Here is a 15,117-nt window from a genome sequence, read left to right on the forward strand (position 1 = left end):
CGCACGCGCTCTCAGCGACCTCTCCGCCGTCCGCCCCTGCTCGGGGTCGGGCGGCGGACGCGTAGTACGCCCTGGCACAGGGCCGCGCCCAGGATGATGACCAGTGCTCCCAGCGGCTGGTTCCAGCTCAGGGTCTCACCGAGCAGGACGACCCCGGCGGTGACCGCGATCACCGGGGCCACGTAGGTGACCGTGGTGGCCACGGTCGCTCCTGCGGCCCGCACGATGGCGTAGTTCAGGATGTAGGCGAAGCCGGTGCCGAACACGCCCAGCGCGGTCACCGCCAGGGCGGCCTTCCAGGTCAGTTCGGTGGGGGCTTCGGTGAGCAGCGGGACCAGCGCCAACAGGGGCAGGGTGCCGAGCAGCATCTGCAGGGCGCTCAGCTCCAGCGCGGTGTGCGCACTGCCCGCGACGAAGCGGCGCAGGTAGGGGGTGCCGATCCCGTAGCAGGCGGTGGCGCCCACCACCATCAGCATCCCGAGCAGGGCGTCGCCGTCGGTCACGTTCACCGTGCTCAGCGAGTTCCACACCCCGAAGACGGTGAGCACCCCGAGGAAGCCGATGCCGAGGCCGAGGACGCGGGTGCGGTCCGGCCGCTCGTCGGACAGGATCAGCATCGCGAAAACCACCCCGAACAGCGGGGTCGAGGCGTTGACGATCCCCATCAGCGCGGAGGGGATGAGCTGCCCCGCGTAGCCGAACAGGGTGAACGGGACGGTGTTCAGCAGGAGGGCCACCACGAACATGTGCCCCCACAGACGGGGCGAGGACGGCAGGCGCCCGCGGCTCAGGAACAGGACCGCGAGCAGCGGCAGCGCGCCGGTGGCCATGCGGCCCAGGGCGAGCTGGAGCGGGGCGAGGACCTCGGCCCCGGTCTTGATCAGGACGAAGCTCATGCCCCAGATGAGGGCGAGGAGTGCGAACTTGGCGCGCCAACCCAGGAGCGGGTTTCGGGGCTGAGCGGTGCCGGTGGGAACCGGGTCACCGGAAACCGGGACAGCCGGTGCCGAGGCTGTGGGAACAGTGGACATGGGATGTTTCTATCCCTGACGGATCCCTTAGGTCTACTTCGTATTTCTTAACCAAGGCGTTAGAGTTGCTTACATGCTCAGTGTCGACCGGCTCCGGGTCCTGCACGCCATCGCCGCCCACGGCTCCCTCAGCGCCGCCTCCCAGGCCCTGCACGTCACCAACTCCGCCGTCTCCCAGCAACTGACCAAACTCGAGCGCGAGGTCGGCCAACCCCTGGTCGAACGGAACGGTCGCGGGGTGCGCCTGACCGACGCCGCCGAACTCCTCGTCGAACACACCTCCCGGATCCTGTCCCTGGTCCACCGCGCCGAAGCCGACCTGGAGGCCCACCGGGGCGAGGTCACCGGGCACCTGAGGCTGTCCGCCACTCCCACGGCGGTACGCGGACTCCTGCCCACCGCCCTTCCGGCCCTGCGCGAGGCCCACCCGGCCCTACGGGTCGAGCTCCAGGAGGAGGAGCCCCAGGAGAGCGTCCCCGCGATGGTCCGGGGCGACGCCGACCTGGCCTTGGTCGTGGACTGGATGGGCGCGCCGCTGGAACTGCCCCAGGGGATGACGCGCGCCTCGCTCATGGAGGACATAGGGGACATCGCCCTGCCCGCCGACCACCCTCTGGCCCACCGGGAGATCCTGGAGCTCGACGAGATCCTGGACCTGCCCTGGATCAGTTGGACCAGGGGCTCCATCTGCGACGACTGGCTGAACGCCATCATCCGCGGCCGGGGCGCCGAACCCGAGATCATCCACTCCGCGGAGGAGCACCAGACCAAACTGGCCCTCATCGCGGCCGGGATCGGCGCGGCCGTCCTGCCCCGCCTGGGTCGCGGACCTCTCCCCGAGGGGGTCCGCGTGGTCCCGGTCCAACCCGCGCTGGTCCGCCAGGTCTACGTCTTCTGGCGCACGGACGCCTCCCGCCGCCCCGCCATCCGGGCAGTGGTCCGCGCCCTACGCGAGGCCGCCGCGACGTACGCGGAGTAGTCCCACGGCCCCACGCATGGTGTCCGGCGACGCCCGCACCGAAGGACCCCGTCGCCCTTGCCGGGCGTACTCGGGTGAGGCCGATGGTGACCGCGCAGCTCCGGGACGGGGCGGCCGGTGGGCCGCCCCGTCTTCGGTTCGTCTTCGCTCAGCTCTCGCCGAGCAGGTCCGTCATGGTGGCGGTCGGGCTGATCACCTCCGGGTCGGTGCGCACGTCCACCAGGGTGGGCAGGTCCGAACCCACCGCCTCGGTCAGCGCCTTCTCCAACTCCTCACGGTTGTGCACGGTGGCACCTCTGGCGCCCAGCGCGCGGGCGTACCCCGCCAGATCCAGCGGGCCGCTGATCTCCGTGCCCGCGATCCGGCCCAGTTCACGGGCCTGGTGCATGGCGATCGTGCCGTAGAGCCCGTTCTGGAACACCACGACGGTGATCGCCGCCCCGTACCGGACCGCCGTCTCCAGCTCCTGTCCGGTCATCAGGGCGCCGCCGTCACCGGCCACCGCCACTACGGTCCGCTCGGGCGCGGTGAGCTTGGCGGCCACCGCGGCGGGCACGGCGTACCCCATGGCCCCGCTGGTCGGCGCCAGCTGGGTGTCCGGGTGCCGGAACCACCACCCCCGGTGCAGGAAGGACGCGAAGTTGCCCGCGTCGTTGGTGATCAGGGTGTCTTCGGGCAGGGCCTCGCCCATCCCGGCGATCACCGACCACGGGTGCATGCGGCCGCTCCGGTGCAGACCGGACTCGGCCGGGACCGTCGCGCTCTCCACCCAGATCCGGCGGGCCGCGCTCCAGTCACGGTAGGGCGCCTTGACCGGAGCCCCGGCCAGCGAGCGCAGGGCTTCCCCGGCATCGGCCACCGCGCCGAGCCACACGTCCTTGGTGGCGCCCACCTGCTCGGGGTCGATGTCGATCTGCGCGATACGGGTGCGCGCGTCGGACTCGGGCAGCCGGTACCCCTGGGTGGTGGTCTCGCTCATCCGGCAGCCCACCACCAGCACCGCGTCGGCGTCGGCCAGCGCGCCCAGCACCGCGCTCGGCGCGCCCAGCCCCAGGTGCCCGAGGTAGAGCGGGTGGTCGTTGGGGAACACGTCCTGGCGGCGCCAGGCGGCGTACACCCCGGCGCTGTACTGCTCGGCCACGCGGACCAGGTCCGCGCGCGCGGACCTGGCCCCGCCGCCGGCGATGATCACCGGGCGCACCGCACGGGCCAGCCAGGCGGCCAGCCGGTCCCGGTCGCCCTCGCCCAACGGGGGCCGGGGCGCAACGAAGGGGTGTGGTTCGGGCTGCGGTCCGACCCGTTCACCGAACAGGTCGCCCGGCACCGCGATGGCCACCGGGCCGGGGCGGCCGGTGGTGGCGATCCGGATCGCCCTGGCGGTGACCTCCGCCAGCCGGTCGGCCCGGTGCACGGTGGTGGACCACTTGGTGATGGGTGCGTAGAAGGCGGTCAGGTCCACCTCCTGGAAGGCCTCGCGCCCCAGGCGTTCGGTCTCCGCCTGGCCGAGGAACACGACCATCGGGGTGGAGTCCTGCATGGCGGTGTGCACACCCACCGCCAGGTTGGCCGCGCCGGGGCCGCGGGTGGCGGCGGCCACGGCGGGGACACCGGTGAGTTTGGCCTCGGCCTCGGCCATGAAGGCGGCGCCGCCCTCGTGCCGGGTGGAGACCAGGGCCATCTCCGGGTGCTGGTCGATGGCGTCCGCCAGTTCGAGGAAGCTCTCGCCGGGGACGGTGTAGCACCGTCTGATCCCGGCGGCGGCCAGGACCGACACCGTCGCGTGCGCGGCGGTGTCGGTGGGGGGTTGGGGCCGTTGTGCGGCAGGGGCCATGGAGGCGGGTCCTTCCATCGTCGCAAGGTCCACTCGGTGCGCACCGGAGCCAGGGTGTGCCCCGGAACACATGCGGCCGACTCTTGCAGGCGTCCCATGGCCGGTCAAGGCCGGACGCGGCCGCCTGTGGACAACCCCGCCCGGAGCGACCGGCACGGGTCAGTCGGAGCCCTCGTCCCCGGGGTGGCGGTGCTGCGCCGCCGTCGGACGCCTGCGCCGCGGCTCGAGGGCACTGGCGTGCTCGTGCAGGGCGCTGAGCACCGCGTTCACCAAAGGATGCCCCTCGGTGCCGTGCCGGACGGAGACGAACACGTGCCTCCTCGGCGGGCGCCCCCGCAGCGGAAGGACACTGACGCGCGGGAGGTCGATGGCGGTGATCGCCGACCGCGGAGCCAGGGCGACACCGACGCCCGCGCCGACCAGCGCGCTGACCGCGCGGAAGTCGTTCGAGACCGACTCCACGCGGGGCTGGAAGCCCGCCTGCTGGCACGCGAGGAGCGTGAGGTCGTGGATCGGGTTCCCCGGCAGCGGGGTGACCCACGCCTCCCCGGCCAGCCGGGACAGTGACAGTTGGGCGCTTGCGGCCAGATCACTGTCCGAGGGCACGAGCACGTCCAGCGGCTCCGAGTACAGGCGGGCGTGGCTGAACACCTGCGGGGTCGAGTCCGTGGCCTGCGGATAGTCCACGGACACCGAGACGTCCACCTGGCCTTCGGCCAGGAGCCGCTGAGCGGCGGCTCCCTCCGCGTCGGTGACGTGCGCCCGCAGGTGCGGCGCCGAGGTCCGCAGTGTGCGGAGCGCGGGTGCCACGACCTCGGTGATCGCCGACGGGAAGGCGGCGATACCCACGGTGCCGACCTCGCCGATCGCGGAGGCGGCCAGGTCGGCCTCCGCCTGCTCCAGGATCGCGGACACCTGCACCGCGTACCCGGCGAGCACGGTCCCCGAGGTGGTGAGCCGGATGTTGCGTCCGTGGCGTTCGAAGAGGTCCAGACCCACCTCCCGCTCCAGCGCCGACAGCTGCTGGGACACCGCGGACGGGGACAGGTAGAGCGACCGGGCCGCGGCGGTGACCGTGCCGTGGAGCGCGACGGATTGGAGTACGCGCAGGCGGCGCGGGTCGATCACACGATCCCCTTTTAAGTAAATCTGGATGCTTCTCTACAGGACTTCGTGATGGACTTAATGATATCCGGTGGGTGATGATCGGGGGCATGAAGGCTCTTTCCAAACTTCGAGGCGAGCCCGGGCTGACCTTGGGCGAGGTCAAGGATCCCGTGATGGGCCGCCACGAGGTGCTCATCAAGGTCCTGCGCACCGGCATCTGCGGAACCGACCTGCACATCAGCGCCTGGGACCACTGGGCGCAGTCCGTGATCGAGCCGCCGCTCGTCCTCGGGCACGAGTTCGTCGGTGAGGTCGTCGACGTCGGCGGGGGCGTCAGCGACGTGAAGGCCGGCGACCTGGTGAGCGGCGAGGGCCACCTGGTCTGCGGCAAGTGCCGAAACTGCATGGCTGGCCGCCGTCACCTGTGCATCCGGACGATCGGCCTGGGGGTGAACACGAACGGCGCGTTCGCCGACTACGTCGTGCTCCCCGAGTCGAACGTCTGGGTGCACCGCATCCCGATCGACCTCGACGTCGCCGCCATCTTCGACCCCTTCGGCAACGCCGTGCACACGGCGCTGTCCTTCCCCGTCATGAACGAGGACGTTCTGGTCACCGGGGCCGGCCCCATCGGGGTCATGGCCGCGGCGACCGCGCGGCACGCGGGGGCGCGCAGCGTCGTCGTGACCGACCTGAGCCCGTACCGGCTCGAGCTGGCCCGGAAGATGGGCGCGACGATCGCCGTGGACGTGTCGCAGGAGGACCTGGCCGACGTCATGACGGCCAACCACATGAAGGAGGGCTTCGACGTCGCGTTCGAGATGTCGGGGCAGGCCAAGGCCCTCGCATCGGCGATCTCGACGATGAGCCCCGGCGGCCGCATCGCGATCCTCGGTCTGCCCGCCGATGACGTCTCGGTCGACCTCGCGACCGTGGTGACCCGCATGCTCACGCTCAAGGGCATCTACGGGCGGGAGATGTTCGACACCTGGTACGCCATGTCGGTGCTGCTCGAGAACGGCCTCGACATCAGTCCGATCATCACCCACCGGTTCGGCTACGAACAGCACGAGGAGGCCTTCGCGGTCGCCGCCTCCGGCCGGTGCGGGAAGGTCGTGCTCGACTGGACCACCCCGTCGATCCCGCAGGCGACCCCCTAGGCGATCCGGTAGGCCGAGACCGTTTCAACGACGATTAGCGAAAAGTAGGAGAGTGACGTGTACGCAGCGATGCGCGACCATCTCACGCGGGAGCTCGAGGGCATCCGTGAGGCGGGGCTGTTCAAGGACCAGCGGCTGATCAGCGGCCCGCAGTCGGCACGGATCAGTGTCGGTGACGACAGCGTCCTCAACTTCTGCGCGAACAACTACCTGGGCCTGGCCGACCACCCCGACCTGATTGAGGCCGCCAAGCGCACGCTCGACGAGGCGGGCTTCGGGATGGCATCGGTGCGGTTCATCTGCGGAACGCAGGACCTGCACGCTCAGCTGGAGCGTCGACTGTCGGAGTTCCTCCAGGTCGACGACACCATCCTCTACAGCTCGTGTTTCGACGCCAACGGCGGGGTCTTCGAGACGCTCCTGGGCCCCGAGGACGCGGTGATCTCGGACGAGCTGAACCACGCGAGCATCATCGACGGGATCCGGCTCAGCAAGGCGGCCAGGTTCCGGTACAAGAACCGCGACATGGCGGACCTGGAGAAGCAGCTCGTCGCCGCCGCGGACGCCCGTCACCGTCTGATCGTCACCGACGGCGTGTTCTCGATGGACGGCTACCTCGCTCCGCTCGACGAGATCTGCGACCTGGCCGAGCGGCACGACGCGCTCGTCATGGTGGACGACTCCCACGCCGTCGGCTTCGTCGGGCCGAACGGGCGGGGAACCCCCGAGCTGTTCGGGGTCCAGGACCGGGTGGACATCATCACCGGAACGCTCGGCAAGGCGCTGGGCGGCGCCAGCGGCGGATACGTGTCCGCGCACGCCGAGATCGTGGAGATCCTCCGGCAGCGGTCGCGGCCCTACCTCTTCTCGAACTCGCTCGCCCCGATGATCGTCGGAGCCTCCCTGCGCGTGCTCGACATGCTCTCCGAGGCCGACGACCTCCGGACGAAGCTGAACCGGAACGCTGAACTGTTCCGGGCGGAGATCACCGCCGCGGGCTTCGACGTGCTGGATGGGCAGCACCCGATCGTGCCGGTGATGATCGGTGACGCCGCCGAGGCCGCACGGATGGCGTCCGCGCTCCTGGACAAGGGCGTGTACGTGACGGCGTTCTCCTACCCCGTGGTTCCCATGGGCAGGGCCCGCATCCGGGTCCAGCTCTCGGCGGCGCACAGCGAGGAGGACATCCGCACGGCGGTGGCGGCGTTCGCGCAGGTCCGGGACGAGCTCCGCGAAAGCGCCGACTAGGGGCCCTCCCCAGTGTCTCGCAGGCGCCCAGGAAGCGTGACCTGGGCGCCTTTCGCTTGTGTACTAGGCGATACCGAAGGCCCGCAGGGCGGCGGTGGTCCCGGCAGCGGCGACGACCACCACCAGGAACGGGGCGCGAAGTACCAGGGCGAGTAGGGCCGCGCCCACCCCGGCCATCCGGGCGGTGTCCCAGTTCAGGGACTGCCCGTCGCCCAGCGCCTGCACGGCGATCAGCGCGGCCAGCAGGGCGATGGGGACGGCCAGGGCGAACCGTTGCAGCCACGGGTTGTCCAGCAGGCGGCGCGGGGCCGCCAGACCCGCGTACTTGAGCAGGTAGCATCCGGCGGCGGTGGCGATCAGTGCGATCCACAGCGTCATGACCGGACCTCCTCGGCTTCGTTGTCGTCGGCGGTGCGGTCGGCTCCGGCGGCTGGCTCCGCGGGCCGGTCAGCGGTACCGATGAACGAGATCAGCGCTGCGGATGCGGCCAGCAGCACCGGTACTCCCGGCGCCAGGAACGGGGTCGCGGCCAGCGCCAGACCCGCTCCCAGTCCGGCGATCAGCCAGGTGCGCGGACCGCCCTCGCGCAGTCGGGGCCACAGCAGCCCCAGGAAGATGGCCGGGCCCACCGCGTCCAGCCCGAACGCGTCGATGTCGCTCACCCGGTCCGTGGCCAGCGCCCCCACCAGGGTCGTGGCCACCCAGAAACCGCCCAGGACCACATAGGTCGTCATGAACGCCGTCCGCGCGGACTCCCGGTCCGGCTGGACCAGCGTCACCGCGGCGGTCTCGTCGATCACCCCGTGCGCGGCCAGCGCCCGGCGGGCACCCCGGTATCCCAGCACATCGGCCAACCGCAGTCCGTACAGGGTGTTGCGGGCGCCCAGAAGCAGGGCGCCCAACGCCCCGGCGACCAGGCTTCCGCCTCCTGCGATCACCCCGACCAGGGCGAACTGGGAGGCGCCGGTGAACATGAACAGACTGAGGAACAAAGCCTGGGCGGGGGAGAGCCCGGCGGCCACGGCCGCGGTGCCGAAGGCCAGCCCGGCGGCGCCCACGGCGATACCGATCCCCAGGCTGTCCCGCACCGCAGGCGAGCGGAGTAGAGAGAAGGTCTTCACGTTCGCCCACGTTAGGAGGGTTCGGGCGAAGAGTCTTGAACGTTCTTGCGCTTGGAGCGGGGGTGGATCCGGGAATACCGAGGAGGGCGGGGTCAGTAGGCGGGGAAGGCCCGACCGGAGGGATGGAAGGGTTCGCGTTCGCCTCGGAAGGCCGCCGAGCAACGGGACAGGAAGCCCGGGGTCAGCTCCGTGACCCGTCCGGCCGACGCCAGGGACGCCAGGGTCGTGCCGCCCAGGTAGGCGGCGCCGAGCTCGGCCGCGGAAAGTCGCAGGTCGGCTGTGGCGCTGGTGCGTTCGCACCTGACGTCCTCGCCGTTGGCGCGCAGCCGGTAGCGGCCGGTGTTCCACGGGCAGAAGGTGTCGTCCACATCCAGGACCACGTCCAGCGGTAGGGAGTAGCGGCGTTCGGCCAGCGCTCGCTCCACGTCCACCAGGCGCACCCACAGGTTGTCGAACACCCCGGTGCTCAGGGCCCCGGCGTCGGTCAGCATGCGCGGCAGAGGGTCGTCGACCGGGCCCTCGTAGTAGAGGCCGGGGTGGGCGTCGATGCTGATGAGTAGGTTCCACAGGCAAGCGTGGGCCCGGGGATGGGCCGCGGCCAGTTCCACCACGTGCACGGTGGCGGGGGTGCCCCGGCTGTCGTCCGCGCCGCGGAAGCGGTAGATCGCGTAGCCCGTCGCTTCGCCGCCCAGCTCGGTGTGTACGGCGAAGCGCATCGCCGTCATGCCGCCGCGTACGGGCGGGTCGTCGCGCAGCAGGGCGTCCCAGAAGCGTTCGGGCCGGTCGAGCCAGCCCACCGAACCGGTGCGGACCGTGTCGTGGACTTTCTCCAGCAGCGGGCGGGCCTGTGCGCTGTCGAGCAGCTGGACCCGCCCCTGTCCCGTGTCCACGCCCGGATGCAGGCGCATCATGCGTTTGTCCCCGCTCACCCGGGCCAGACGCGAGGCCATCCCGTAGCCGAACCGGCCGTAGATCCCGCCTTCGGAGGCGTTGAGCGCCGCGACCGACTCGCCGTGCTCCCGGACGTCCTCGAACTGGCGGCGGATGATGGAGGTGAGTACGCCCCGGCGGCGATGGGTGGGGGAGACCGCGATCAGGGTGACTCCCGCGGCCGGCCGCACCGCGCCCGGGACGGTGAGATCGCGGGAGTAGATCGCGCCGCCGCCGATGATCCGGTCGCCGTCGAAGGCGGCGACGGTGCGTTCGGGTTCGATGCTGCCCCGGACCCCGCGCAGACCCCCTTCCCACCAGTCCGTGCCGTAGGTGTCGCAGGTCATCCGGGCCCAGTCGGTGATCTCGTGCTCGTGCAGCGGGCGCAGGGGGTACGGGTCGCTCATGGGGTCTTCGTATCGTGATGACCGGGTCCGGTGCCACCGGGTTTCGAGCGTGCCGGGCTTTGGGAGGGCCGGGGTAACGGGTCAGGAGGCGCGTAGGGCGCGTTGGTAGGCGACCGGGGGGACGCCCAGGTGGCGGCGGAAGTGGCGGGTCAGGTGGGGCTGGTCGGCGAACCCCACCTCCACGGCGACCTCGCTCGCGCGCCGCCCCTGGAGCAGCAGCGCCCGGGCGCGGTCCACCCGCATCTGGTTCAGGTAGGCGTGCGGGGGCAGCCCGTAGGCGGCACGGAAGGCCCGTGTCAGGGCGAAGGGGCCGATCCCCGTGCGTGCCGCCAGTTCCTCCAGGGTCGGCGGATCCACCAGGCGTTCGGCCAACAGCTCCCGTGCCCGGAGCACCTCCGGCAGTGCCGCGTGTCCGCCGCCCTCTGTTCCGCGCTCGCGGCCGTGGGACCGCAGCAGCATGGCGATGCCCTGCCTGGCCAGTGAGGACGCCGCCAGGCGTTCCCCGCGCTCAGCCGCCATGTGCGCCCGCACCAGGACACGGGAGACCTCGGGGGCGTCGATCCCGGAGTCGGTGAACGCGGGGGTGCCGCGCATGCCCAGCTCCCGGCCGATGCCCTCGACCACCTCGGGCGCGGGGTAGAAGACCCGGTAGCCCCACCCCTCGGGGATACCAGCGTGCCCGGTGTGCACTTCGCCGGGACCGACCACGGCCAGCCCGCCCGGCCCGACCCGCGAGCGTCCGCCCGGGTGGGAGTACTCCTCCACACCCGCGGTGATCATGCCGATGGTGTACGTGGGGTGTGTGTGCCGGGTGAAGGTCGTGGTGACGAACCGCGCGGTGAGGAGTTCGGTGTCGGGCAGCCCGGAGAAGCGCCAGTACCGCGCGCGCTCCACCCGGGGGTCCTCGACGGTGGGGTGGACCTCACTGGGCAGTTCCAGACCTCCGGGTTCCATACCTCCAGGTTATGGCGGGAGGGGCCAGGTGCGGGAGGGCGGGCCCGCGCGGAGTAGTCTGCGCGGATGAGCAAGCCACAGATTCGCCGGGTCCTGGACGAGCGGGACCGCGCGGCCGTCTTCGTCATCCGGGGTGCCGTGTTCGTCGCGGAGCAGCAGGTCCCCATCGAGGAGGAGTGGGACGAGCGGGACACCGCCGCTTCCTTCCTCCTCGCCCTCGTGGACGGGGTGCCGGTGGGCACGGTCCGGCTGGTGGACCAGGGCGACGGTTCCGGGCTCCTGGGCCGGATGGCCGTCCTGCCCGCGGGCCGGGGGAAGGGGACCGGGGCCGCGCTGGTCCGCGCCGCCGAGGACCTGGCGCGCGAGTCGGGGCTCGACCGGGTGGAACTGCACGCGCAGACGCACGCGCTGGGCTTCTACGAGCGCCTGGGCTACACCGCCCACGGCGAGGAGTTCATGGACGCGGGCATCCCTCACCTGCACATGGAGCACAAACTCGGCTGACCGGGCTCCCCGGAAGTCTGGCTTCGGGCACCTGGAAGCCCCCGCTCCCCGTCCAGTGTGACGGGGAGCGCACCCCCGTGCCCTGACCCGTCGGAATACTACCGAGTACGATTCGGTTTTGACGTTGGTGTCCCCCGGTGCGCTCCTCACGCGCACCGGCCAGCCGAGAACGAACACCGATCCGACGAGGAACAGATGACGGTCAACACGCAGCCGGTCACCGAGAGCCCCGACGACCCCCGAGCCTTCGGGCTCCCCCTCGTCGACGCTCACGCGATCCCCGCCGAACTGCGCACGTTGGTCTCCCGCGTGCACGACCTCGTCGACGCCGTCGCCAACACCGAGGTCGACACCGACACGCTGGCCGAGACCGCTGCCACCGTCGAGGAGCTGACCGGCCGGCTCAACGTCGCCCGCCGCCAGATCGGCACCATGGTCCGCCGTGAGCTCGGCGACGGCACCACCATGGTCGGCACCATCACCAACATCGTCGAGGGCGAGACCAACCCGGCCGCCCCGCGGCTCTTCCTCGACCGCACCGACGAGGGCCTGCGCGCCGAGATCACCCTCAACACCATCTACCAGGGCCCTCCCGGCCTGGTGCACGGCGGCTGGATCGCGGCCATGCTCGACCAGGCCGTCGGCAGCGTCTCGGCCGTGGAGACCAGCCCCGGGCTGACCGCCAAGCTGGAGATCAACTACCGCCGGCCCACCCCGCTGTTCACCCCGCTGGAGATCACCTCCTGGGTGGAGCGGGTCGAGGGCCGCAAGGTCTTCGTCGCCGGTCGGATCCGAGCCCACGGCCAGGTCACCGCCGAGGCCACCGGGCTTATGATCCAGGTCGAGGCCGCCGAGTAACCAGCCCGCCGAGCTGGGCGAAGACTCTGCGAGGGTTCGCGCGCCGTCCAGGCGGGGCGCGAACCCTCGCGGTGTAGTACCATCACCACCGTGACCCACCGCTATTTCGTGTTTAGCCAGCCGACGCACCCGTCGGCCGCTTTCACGTAGGCGGAAACGGGAACGTCGGCAACAGAGCACTTGGGCAGCAGCCCGGTGCTCTTTCGTCTTTTCGGGCGGCCGACGCCCCAGCACACGGTTCCTGGAGGGGACGTACGGCCGCGCCGCATCCGCGTACGCATCCAGACCCGAGAGGGAACACCGTGCACGACCGCCACACCGAAACCGCGCCGTCCAGCGAAACCGTGCCCTCCGTCGAGGCCCAGGCCGAGGAGCAGATCCTCCTGCTGCGCGGCCGGATCGACCAGATGGACGCCGAACTCGCCGAGCTCCTCGAGCGCCGCGCTCTGATCGCCGCCCAGGTCCAGCGGCTCAAGCCGGTCGGCTACTTCGCCGGGCGCGACCTGGGACGCGAGCGTGAACTGGTCGAGCGCATGGCCGAACACGCGCCCCGCCTGGGCGCCGACCGCCTCGCCGAGATCATGGACAGCGTGATCAGTGCGGGGCTGGCCGCCGCCCAGGAGGAAGCGGCCAGCGCAAGCTGACCGGGCTACGGACGCACCACGTCCACCCACACCAGGCGGTGGTCCGAGCTGGGGAAGGGGTAGTCCCCGGTCAGCCGGAACAGCGGGTCGTCCACGGTCGGCCAGAACACCCCCGAGCCGCGGGCGGGCAGCGATCGGGACGGTAGGACGTAGTCCACGCGGAGGTTGCCCGGGCCGGGTTCGTCGGCGAAGTCGGCGCTGTCCAGCCTCGGGTCGCCCTCGTGTTCGTCGTTGGCGCCGCCCTGGCGCTGGGCCGCACCGAGTCCGCCCTGGCTGGAGGGGCGCACGTCCACGATGTCGCGGTGTTCGAGTAGTTGGGTCATCGCCTCCGGGTGCCCGTCCCCGTCGTTGGGGTCGGCGTTGAGGTCACCCGCGATCACGAACGGAGAGCCGGGGGCGAGGCCGCCGGCCTCCCCCTGGTCGTCGTAGATGTAGGAACCGGCCCGAGGGGTGACGTAGTCGGCCCAGAAGCGGATCTCGTCGTGGTTGCGCGCCACGTTGCGCTTCTCCGGGCCGTCGAAGGCCGGGGGAGTCGGGTGGCTGGCCAGCAGGTGTACTGGCCGGCCGCGTCCGGTGTCGATCGGGATGTCCCAGTGGCTCTTGGAGGACAGCCGCAGCACCTCCAGAGCCTCCTCGGAGTAGTACGGCTCGCCGGTCCCGGGGTCGGTGGGCAGCAGCGCGCCGGGCATGTCGGCCCACAGGAAGTTCTGGAAGGTGCGCACCTGGTCGGTGACGATCGGGTACCGCGAGTAGACGACCATCCCGTACTGGCCGGGGAAGATCCCGTAGCCGAAGGCGTCCTCGGCGTACTCGGGGGTGCCCGGCTCGGTCACCGCCTCGCCGTCGCCGTTCAGGTCCACACCCGAGGCCACACCGGTGTTGACCGGCGCGGAGTACACGTACGGGTACTCGATGGGCTCGGCGCCGTTCTGCGCGATGGAGAGGTAGTTGTCCTGGAAGAGCCGGGGGCTCGCGCCCGTCTCGTCGTAGTCGAACTCGTTGACCAGCAGGACGTCGGGGCGCACGTGCTGGATGATCTCGGCGACGTTGCGGGCCTGCTCGCTGTCGGGGGTGGCCAGTTCCTCGGCCAGGGCGCCCTGCTCCGGGCGTTCCAGGGCGGTGTTGAAGGTCGAGAAGCGCACCTCGTGCGCGCCCGGTGGAGCGGGGACCGACGGCGACTCCGCGGCGGAGGAGGGCAGCGCGGTCAGTGCGGAGGCGGCCAGCACGAGGGTGGCGGTGGAGGCGATGCGGCGGGGCCTGTTGGTCACGGAAGGTGGTCCTCTCAGCGGTGGTTCGCGCGCCGGAGCGTAACAGGCGAGCGTGGCCGAACGGTGTACCTCCGCTGTCCGAACAACACCGAAAATCCCTTGGCGGTCCCCTCCCGCCTTGTTTGACTGGCTTGTCATGGCACACAAGGAACCCAACCTCCCCTTCCGCTGGGACATCTCCGGCGGTGATCGGACCGGCTCCCTCACCGATGGAATCGACTACGAACCCGGTTACGTCGATGCCCTCGCCGAGTGCGCGGCCAAGGTCCTGGCCCGCAGCGCCGACGGCGACCTGTACTTCGTGGGGCGTTCCCCCGACAGCGTGTACGACCTGCTCAGCGGGGTGCTCGCCGACACAGGCCACCGGGAGCGGCTGCACCGCCTGCCGCTGTCCCTCTACGGCTTCGACGGCGAGGAGGTGACCCCCGACGAACGCGCCCAGCTGCGCACCAACCTCACCGCCTCCGGGATCAGCCCCCGGAGCCTGGCCGCCCGCGAACGCCCCGTGGTCTTCGCGGACCTGGTCCTGCACGGTTCCACCTTCGGCAACCTGCACCGTGAGCTGCGCGACTGGATCGACGACGAACGGGTGTCCTGGAACCTCATCCGCCGCAGGCTCCGCTACCTCGGCATCACCGTACGGGAGAAGACCAGCCCGAACACCTGGCGCTGGCAGCAACACGCGGAGTGGACGAGCGACCTGCAGCCCAGCGCCGTGCGCAACGTCTCCATCGACCGATTCCTCTGGGGGCACCTGGGCAACTCCCAGCCCAAGACCGAGCACTCCTTCCGGCGCTCCCGCTGGTCCGACCCCTCCGTCACCCGCCCGCGCCACGACGAGAAGGCCCGCCGGGGGCTCGCCGAGGCCCTGAGCATCCACGCCCACGGCCGCACCCGCCGAGTCCGCTCCCTCGTCCACCGGACCCTGACCGCCGAACCCGCCTTCCGCGACCCCTGGCTCCGCACCCTCGCCCACGGCCTCCGCGCCTCCGGCGGAACCTTCCGACCCTGACCCAAGGCGCGAGAACCTCCCTAGTCCGTATCCCGAATCCGGCTCAGGCTAGCTTGGGCTCTC

At 71.2% G+C, this 15,117-nt stretch carries 15 protein-coding genes; 7 read left to right on the forward strand and 8 right to left on the reverse strand.

Features of this window, described 5'->3' with window-relative positions; translation table 11 throughout:
- Window positions 1–11: 11 nt before the first annotated feature.
- On the reverse strand, window positions 12–1,031 hold the full coding sequence (locus HNR07_RS02040; RefSeq protein ID WP_184361166.1) for a DMT family transporter: 1,020 nt from the start codon (window positions 1,029–1,031) through the stop codon (window positions 12–14).
- Window positions 1,032–1,104: 73 nt separating this feature from the next.
- On the opposite strand from HNR07_RS02040, the gene HNR07_RS02045 reads away from it, so the two are divergent.
- Window positions 1,105–2,010, forward strand: coding sequence for a LysR family transcriptional regulator (locus HNR07_RS02045; protein WP_184361169.1), 906 nt, complete (start codon window positions 1,105–1,107; stop codon window positions 2,008–2,010).
- 148 nt (window positions 2,011–2,158) lie between these two features.
- Here the strand turns inward: HNR07_RS02045 and HNR07_RS02050 are convergent, their stop codons facing one another.
- Both HNR07_RS02050 and HNR07_RS02055 read right to left on the reverse strand, forming a co-directional pair.
- On the reverse strand, window positions 2,159–3,841 hold the full coding sequence (locus HNR07_RS02050; protein WP_184361171.1) for a thiamine pyrophosphate-dependent enzyme: 1,683 nt from the start codon (window positions 3,839–3,841) through the stop codon (window positions 2,159–2,161).
- A gap of 159 nt (window positions 3,842–4,000) precedes the next feature.
- Window positions 4,001–4,969 (reverse strand): LysR family transcriptional regulator, encoded by a 969-nt coding sequence (locus HNR07_RS02055; RefSeq protein WP_184361174.1) that lies wholly within the window; start codon window positions 4,967–4,969, stop codon window positions 4,001–4,003.
- Between the two features lie 86 nt (window positions 4,970–5,055).
- On the opposite strand from HNR07_RS02055, the gene tdh reads away from it, so the two are divergent.
- Both tdh and HNR07_RS02065 read left to right on the forward strand, forming a co-directional pair.
- Window positions 5,056–6,108 carry an L-threonine 3-dehydrogenase gene (gene tdh, locus HNR07_RS02060; RefSeq protein ID WP_184361177.1) on the forward strand — a complete coding sequence of 351 codons (1,053 nt, stop codon included), beginning with the start codon at window positions 5,056–5,058 and terminating at the stop codon, window positions 6,106–6,108.
- 69 nt (window positions 6,109–6,177) lie between these two features.
- Window positions 6,178–7,356, forward strand: coding sequence for a glycine C-acetyltransferase (locus HNR07_RS02065; protein WP_184371279.1), 1,179 nt, complete (start codon window positions 6,178–6,180; stop codon window positions 7,354–7,356).
- Between the two features lie 63 nt (window positions 7,357–7,419).
- Here the strand turns inward: HNR07_RS02065 and HNR07_RS02070 are convergent, their stop codons facing one another.
- The 4 genes from HNR07_RS02070 to HNR07_RS02085 form a co-directional block, all read right to left on the reverse strand.
- Complete coding sequence (locus HNR07_RS02070) at window positions 7,420–7,734, reverse strand: AzlD domain-containing protein (RefSeq protein WP_184361181.1); 315 nt, start codon at window positions 7,732–7,734, stop codon at window positions 7,420–7,422.
- Window positions 7,731–8,477 (reverse strand): AzlC family ABC transporter permease, encoded by a 747-nt coding sequence (locus tag HNR07_RS02075; protein WP_312893538.1) that lies wholly within the window; start codon window positions 8,475–8,477, stop codon window positions 7,731–7,733. Before HNR07_RS02075 ends, HNR07_RS02070 begins: the two co-directional genes overlap by 4 nt.
- A gap of 92 nt (window positions 8,478–8,569) precedes the next feature.
- On the reverse strand, window positions 8,570–9,814 hold the full coding sequence (locus tag HNR07_RS02080; RefSeq protein ID WP_184361184.1) for a GNAT family N-acetyltransferase: 1,245 nt from the start codon (window positions 9,812–9,814) through the stop codon (window positions 8,570–8,572).
- Between the two features lie 81 nt (window positions 9,815–9,895).
- Window positions 9,896–10,768, reverse strand: coding sequence for an AraC family transcriptional regulator (locus HNR07_RS02085; protein ID WP_184361187.1), 873 nt, complete (start codon window positions 10,766–10,768; stop codon window positions 9,896–9,898).
- Window positions 10,769–10,834: 66 nt separating this feature from the next.
- Between HNR07_RS02085 and HNR07_RS02090 the strand changes: the two genes are divergently transcribed.
- The 3 genes from HNR07_RS02090 (at window position 10,835) to HNR07_RS02100 (ending at window position 12,774) form a co-directional block, all read left to right on the forward strand.
- Window positions 10,835–11,272, forward strand: coding sequence for a GNAT family N-acetyltransferase (locus HNR07_RS02090; protein WP_184361190.1), 438 nt, complete (start codon window positions 10,835–10,837; stop codon window positions 11,270–11,272).
- A gap of 195 nt (window positions 11,273–11,467) precedes the next feature.
- The gene (locus HNR07_RS02095; RefSeq protein WP_184361193.1) at window positions 11,468–12,130 is read left to right on the forward strand and encodes a PaaI family thioesterase; all 663 of its coding nucleotides are present in this window, start codon (window positions 11,468–11,470) and stop codon (window positions 12,128–12,130) included.
- A gap of 302 nt (window positions 12,131–12,432) precedes the next feature.
- The gene (locus HNR07_RS02100; RefSeq protein ID WP_376769895.1) at window positions 12,433–12,774 is read left to right on the forward strand and encodes a chorismate mutase; all 342 of its coding nucleotides are present in this window, start codon (window positions 12,433–12,435) and stop codon (window positions 12,772–12,774) included.
- A 5-nt stretch (window positions 12,775–12,779) separates the two neighbouring features.
- On the opposite strand, the gene HNR07_RS02105 is transcribed toward HNR07_RS02100, so the two are convergent.
- Window positions 12,780–14,042, reverse strand: coding sequence for an endonuclease/exonuclease/phosphatase family protein (locus HNR07_RS02105; RefSeq protein WP_312893540.1), 1,263 nt, complete (start codon window positions 14,040–14,042; stop codon window positions 12,780–12,782).
- Window positions 14,043–14,178: 136 nt separating this feature from the next.
- On the opposite strand from HNR07_RS02105, the gene HNR07_RS02110 reads away from it, so the two are divergent.
- Window positions 14,179–15,054 (forward strand): hypothetical protein, encoded by an 876-nt coding sequence (locus HNR07_RS02110; RefSeq protein WP_184361196.1) that lies wholly within the window; start codon window positions 14,179–14,181, stop codon window positions 15,052–15,054.
- Window positions 15,055–15,117 lie beyond the last annotated feature (63 nt).

Origin of the sequence: Nocardiopsis metallicus (genome assembly GCF_014201115.1) — a bacterium.
GTDB classification, from domain to species: domain Bacteria; phylum Actinomycetota; class Actinomycetes; order Streptosporangiales; family Streptosporangiaceae; genus Nocardiopsis; species Nocardiopsis metallicus.

Excerpts from the sequence above, each read along its gene's own strand:
- HNR07_RS02045 (WP_184361169.1), top strand. The coding sequence starts at position 1,105 with ATGCTCAGTGTCGACCGGCTCCGGGTCCTGCACGCCATCGCCGCCCAC.
- tdh (WP_184361177.1), top strand. The coding sequence starts at position 5,056 with ATGAAGGCTCTTTCCAAACTTCGAGGCGAGCCCGGGCTGACCTTGGGC.
- HNR07_RS02065 (WP_184371279.1), top strand. The coding sequence starts at position 6,178 with ATGCGCGACCATCTCACGCGGGAGCTCGAGGGCATCCGTGAGGCGGGG.
- HNR07_RS02085 (WP_184361187.1), bottom strand. The coding sequence starts at position 10,768 with ATGGAACCCGGAGGTCTGGAACTGCCCAGTGAGGTCCACCCCACCGTC.
- HNR07_RS02040 (WP_184361166.1), bottom strand. The coding sequence starts at position 1,031 with ATGTCCACTGTTCCCACAGCCTCGGCACCGGCTGTCCCGGTTTCCGGT.
- HNR07_RS02050 (WP_184361171.1), bottom strand. The coding sequence starts at position 3,841 with ATGGCCCCTGCCGCACAACGGCCCCAACCCCCCACCGACACCGCCGCG.
- HNR07_RS02095 (WP_184361193.1), top strand. The coding sequence starts at position 11,468 with ATGACGGTCAACACGCAGCCGGTCACCGAGAGCCCCGACGACCCCCGA.
- HNR07_RS02090 (WP_184361190.1), top strand. The coding sequence starts at position 10,835 with ATGAGCAAGCCACAGATTCGCCGGGTCCTGGACGAGCGGGACCGCGCG.
- HNR07_RS02110 (WP_184361196.1), top strand. The coding sequence starts at position 14,179 with ATGGCACACAAGGAACCCAACCTCCCCTTCCGCTGGGACATCTCCGGC.
- HNR07_RS02070 (WP_184361181.1), bottom strand. The coding sequence starts at position 7,734 with ATGACGCTGTGGATCGCACTGATCGCCACCGCCGCCGGATGCTACCTG.
- HNR07_RS02080 (WP_184361184.1), bottom strand. The coding sequence starts at position 9,814 with ATGAGCGACCCGTACCCCCTGCGCCCGCTGCACGAGCACGAGATCACC.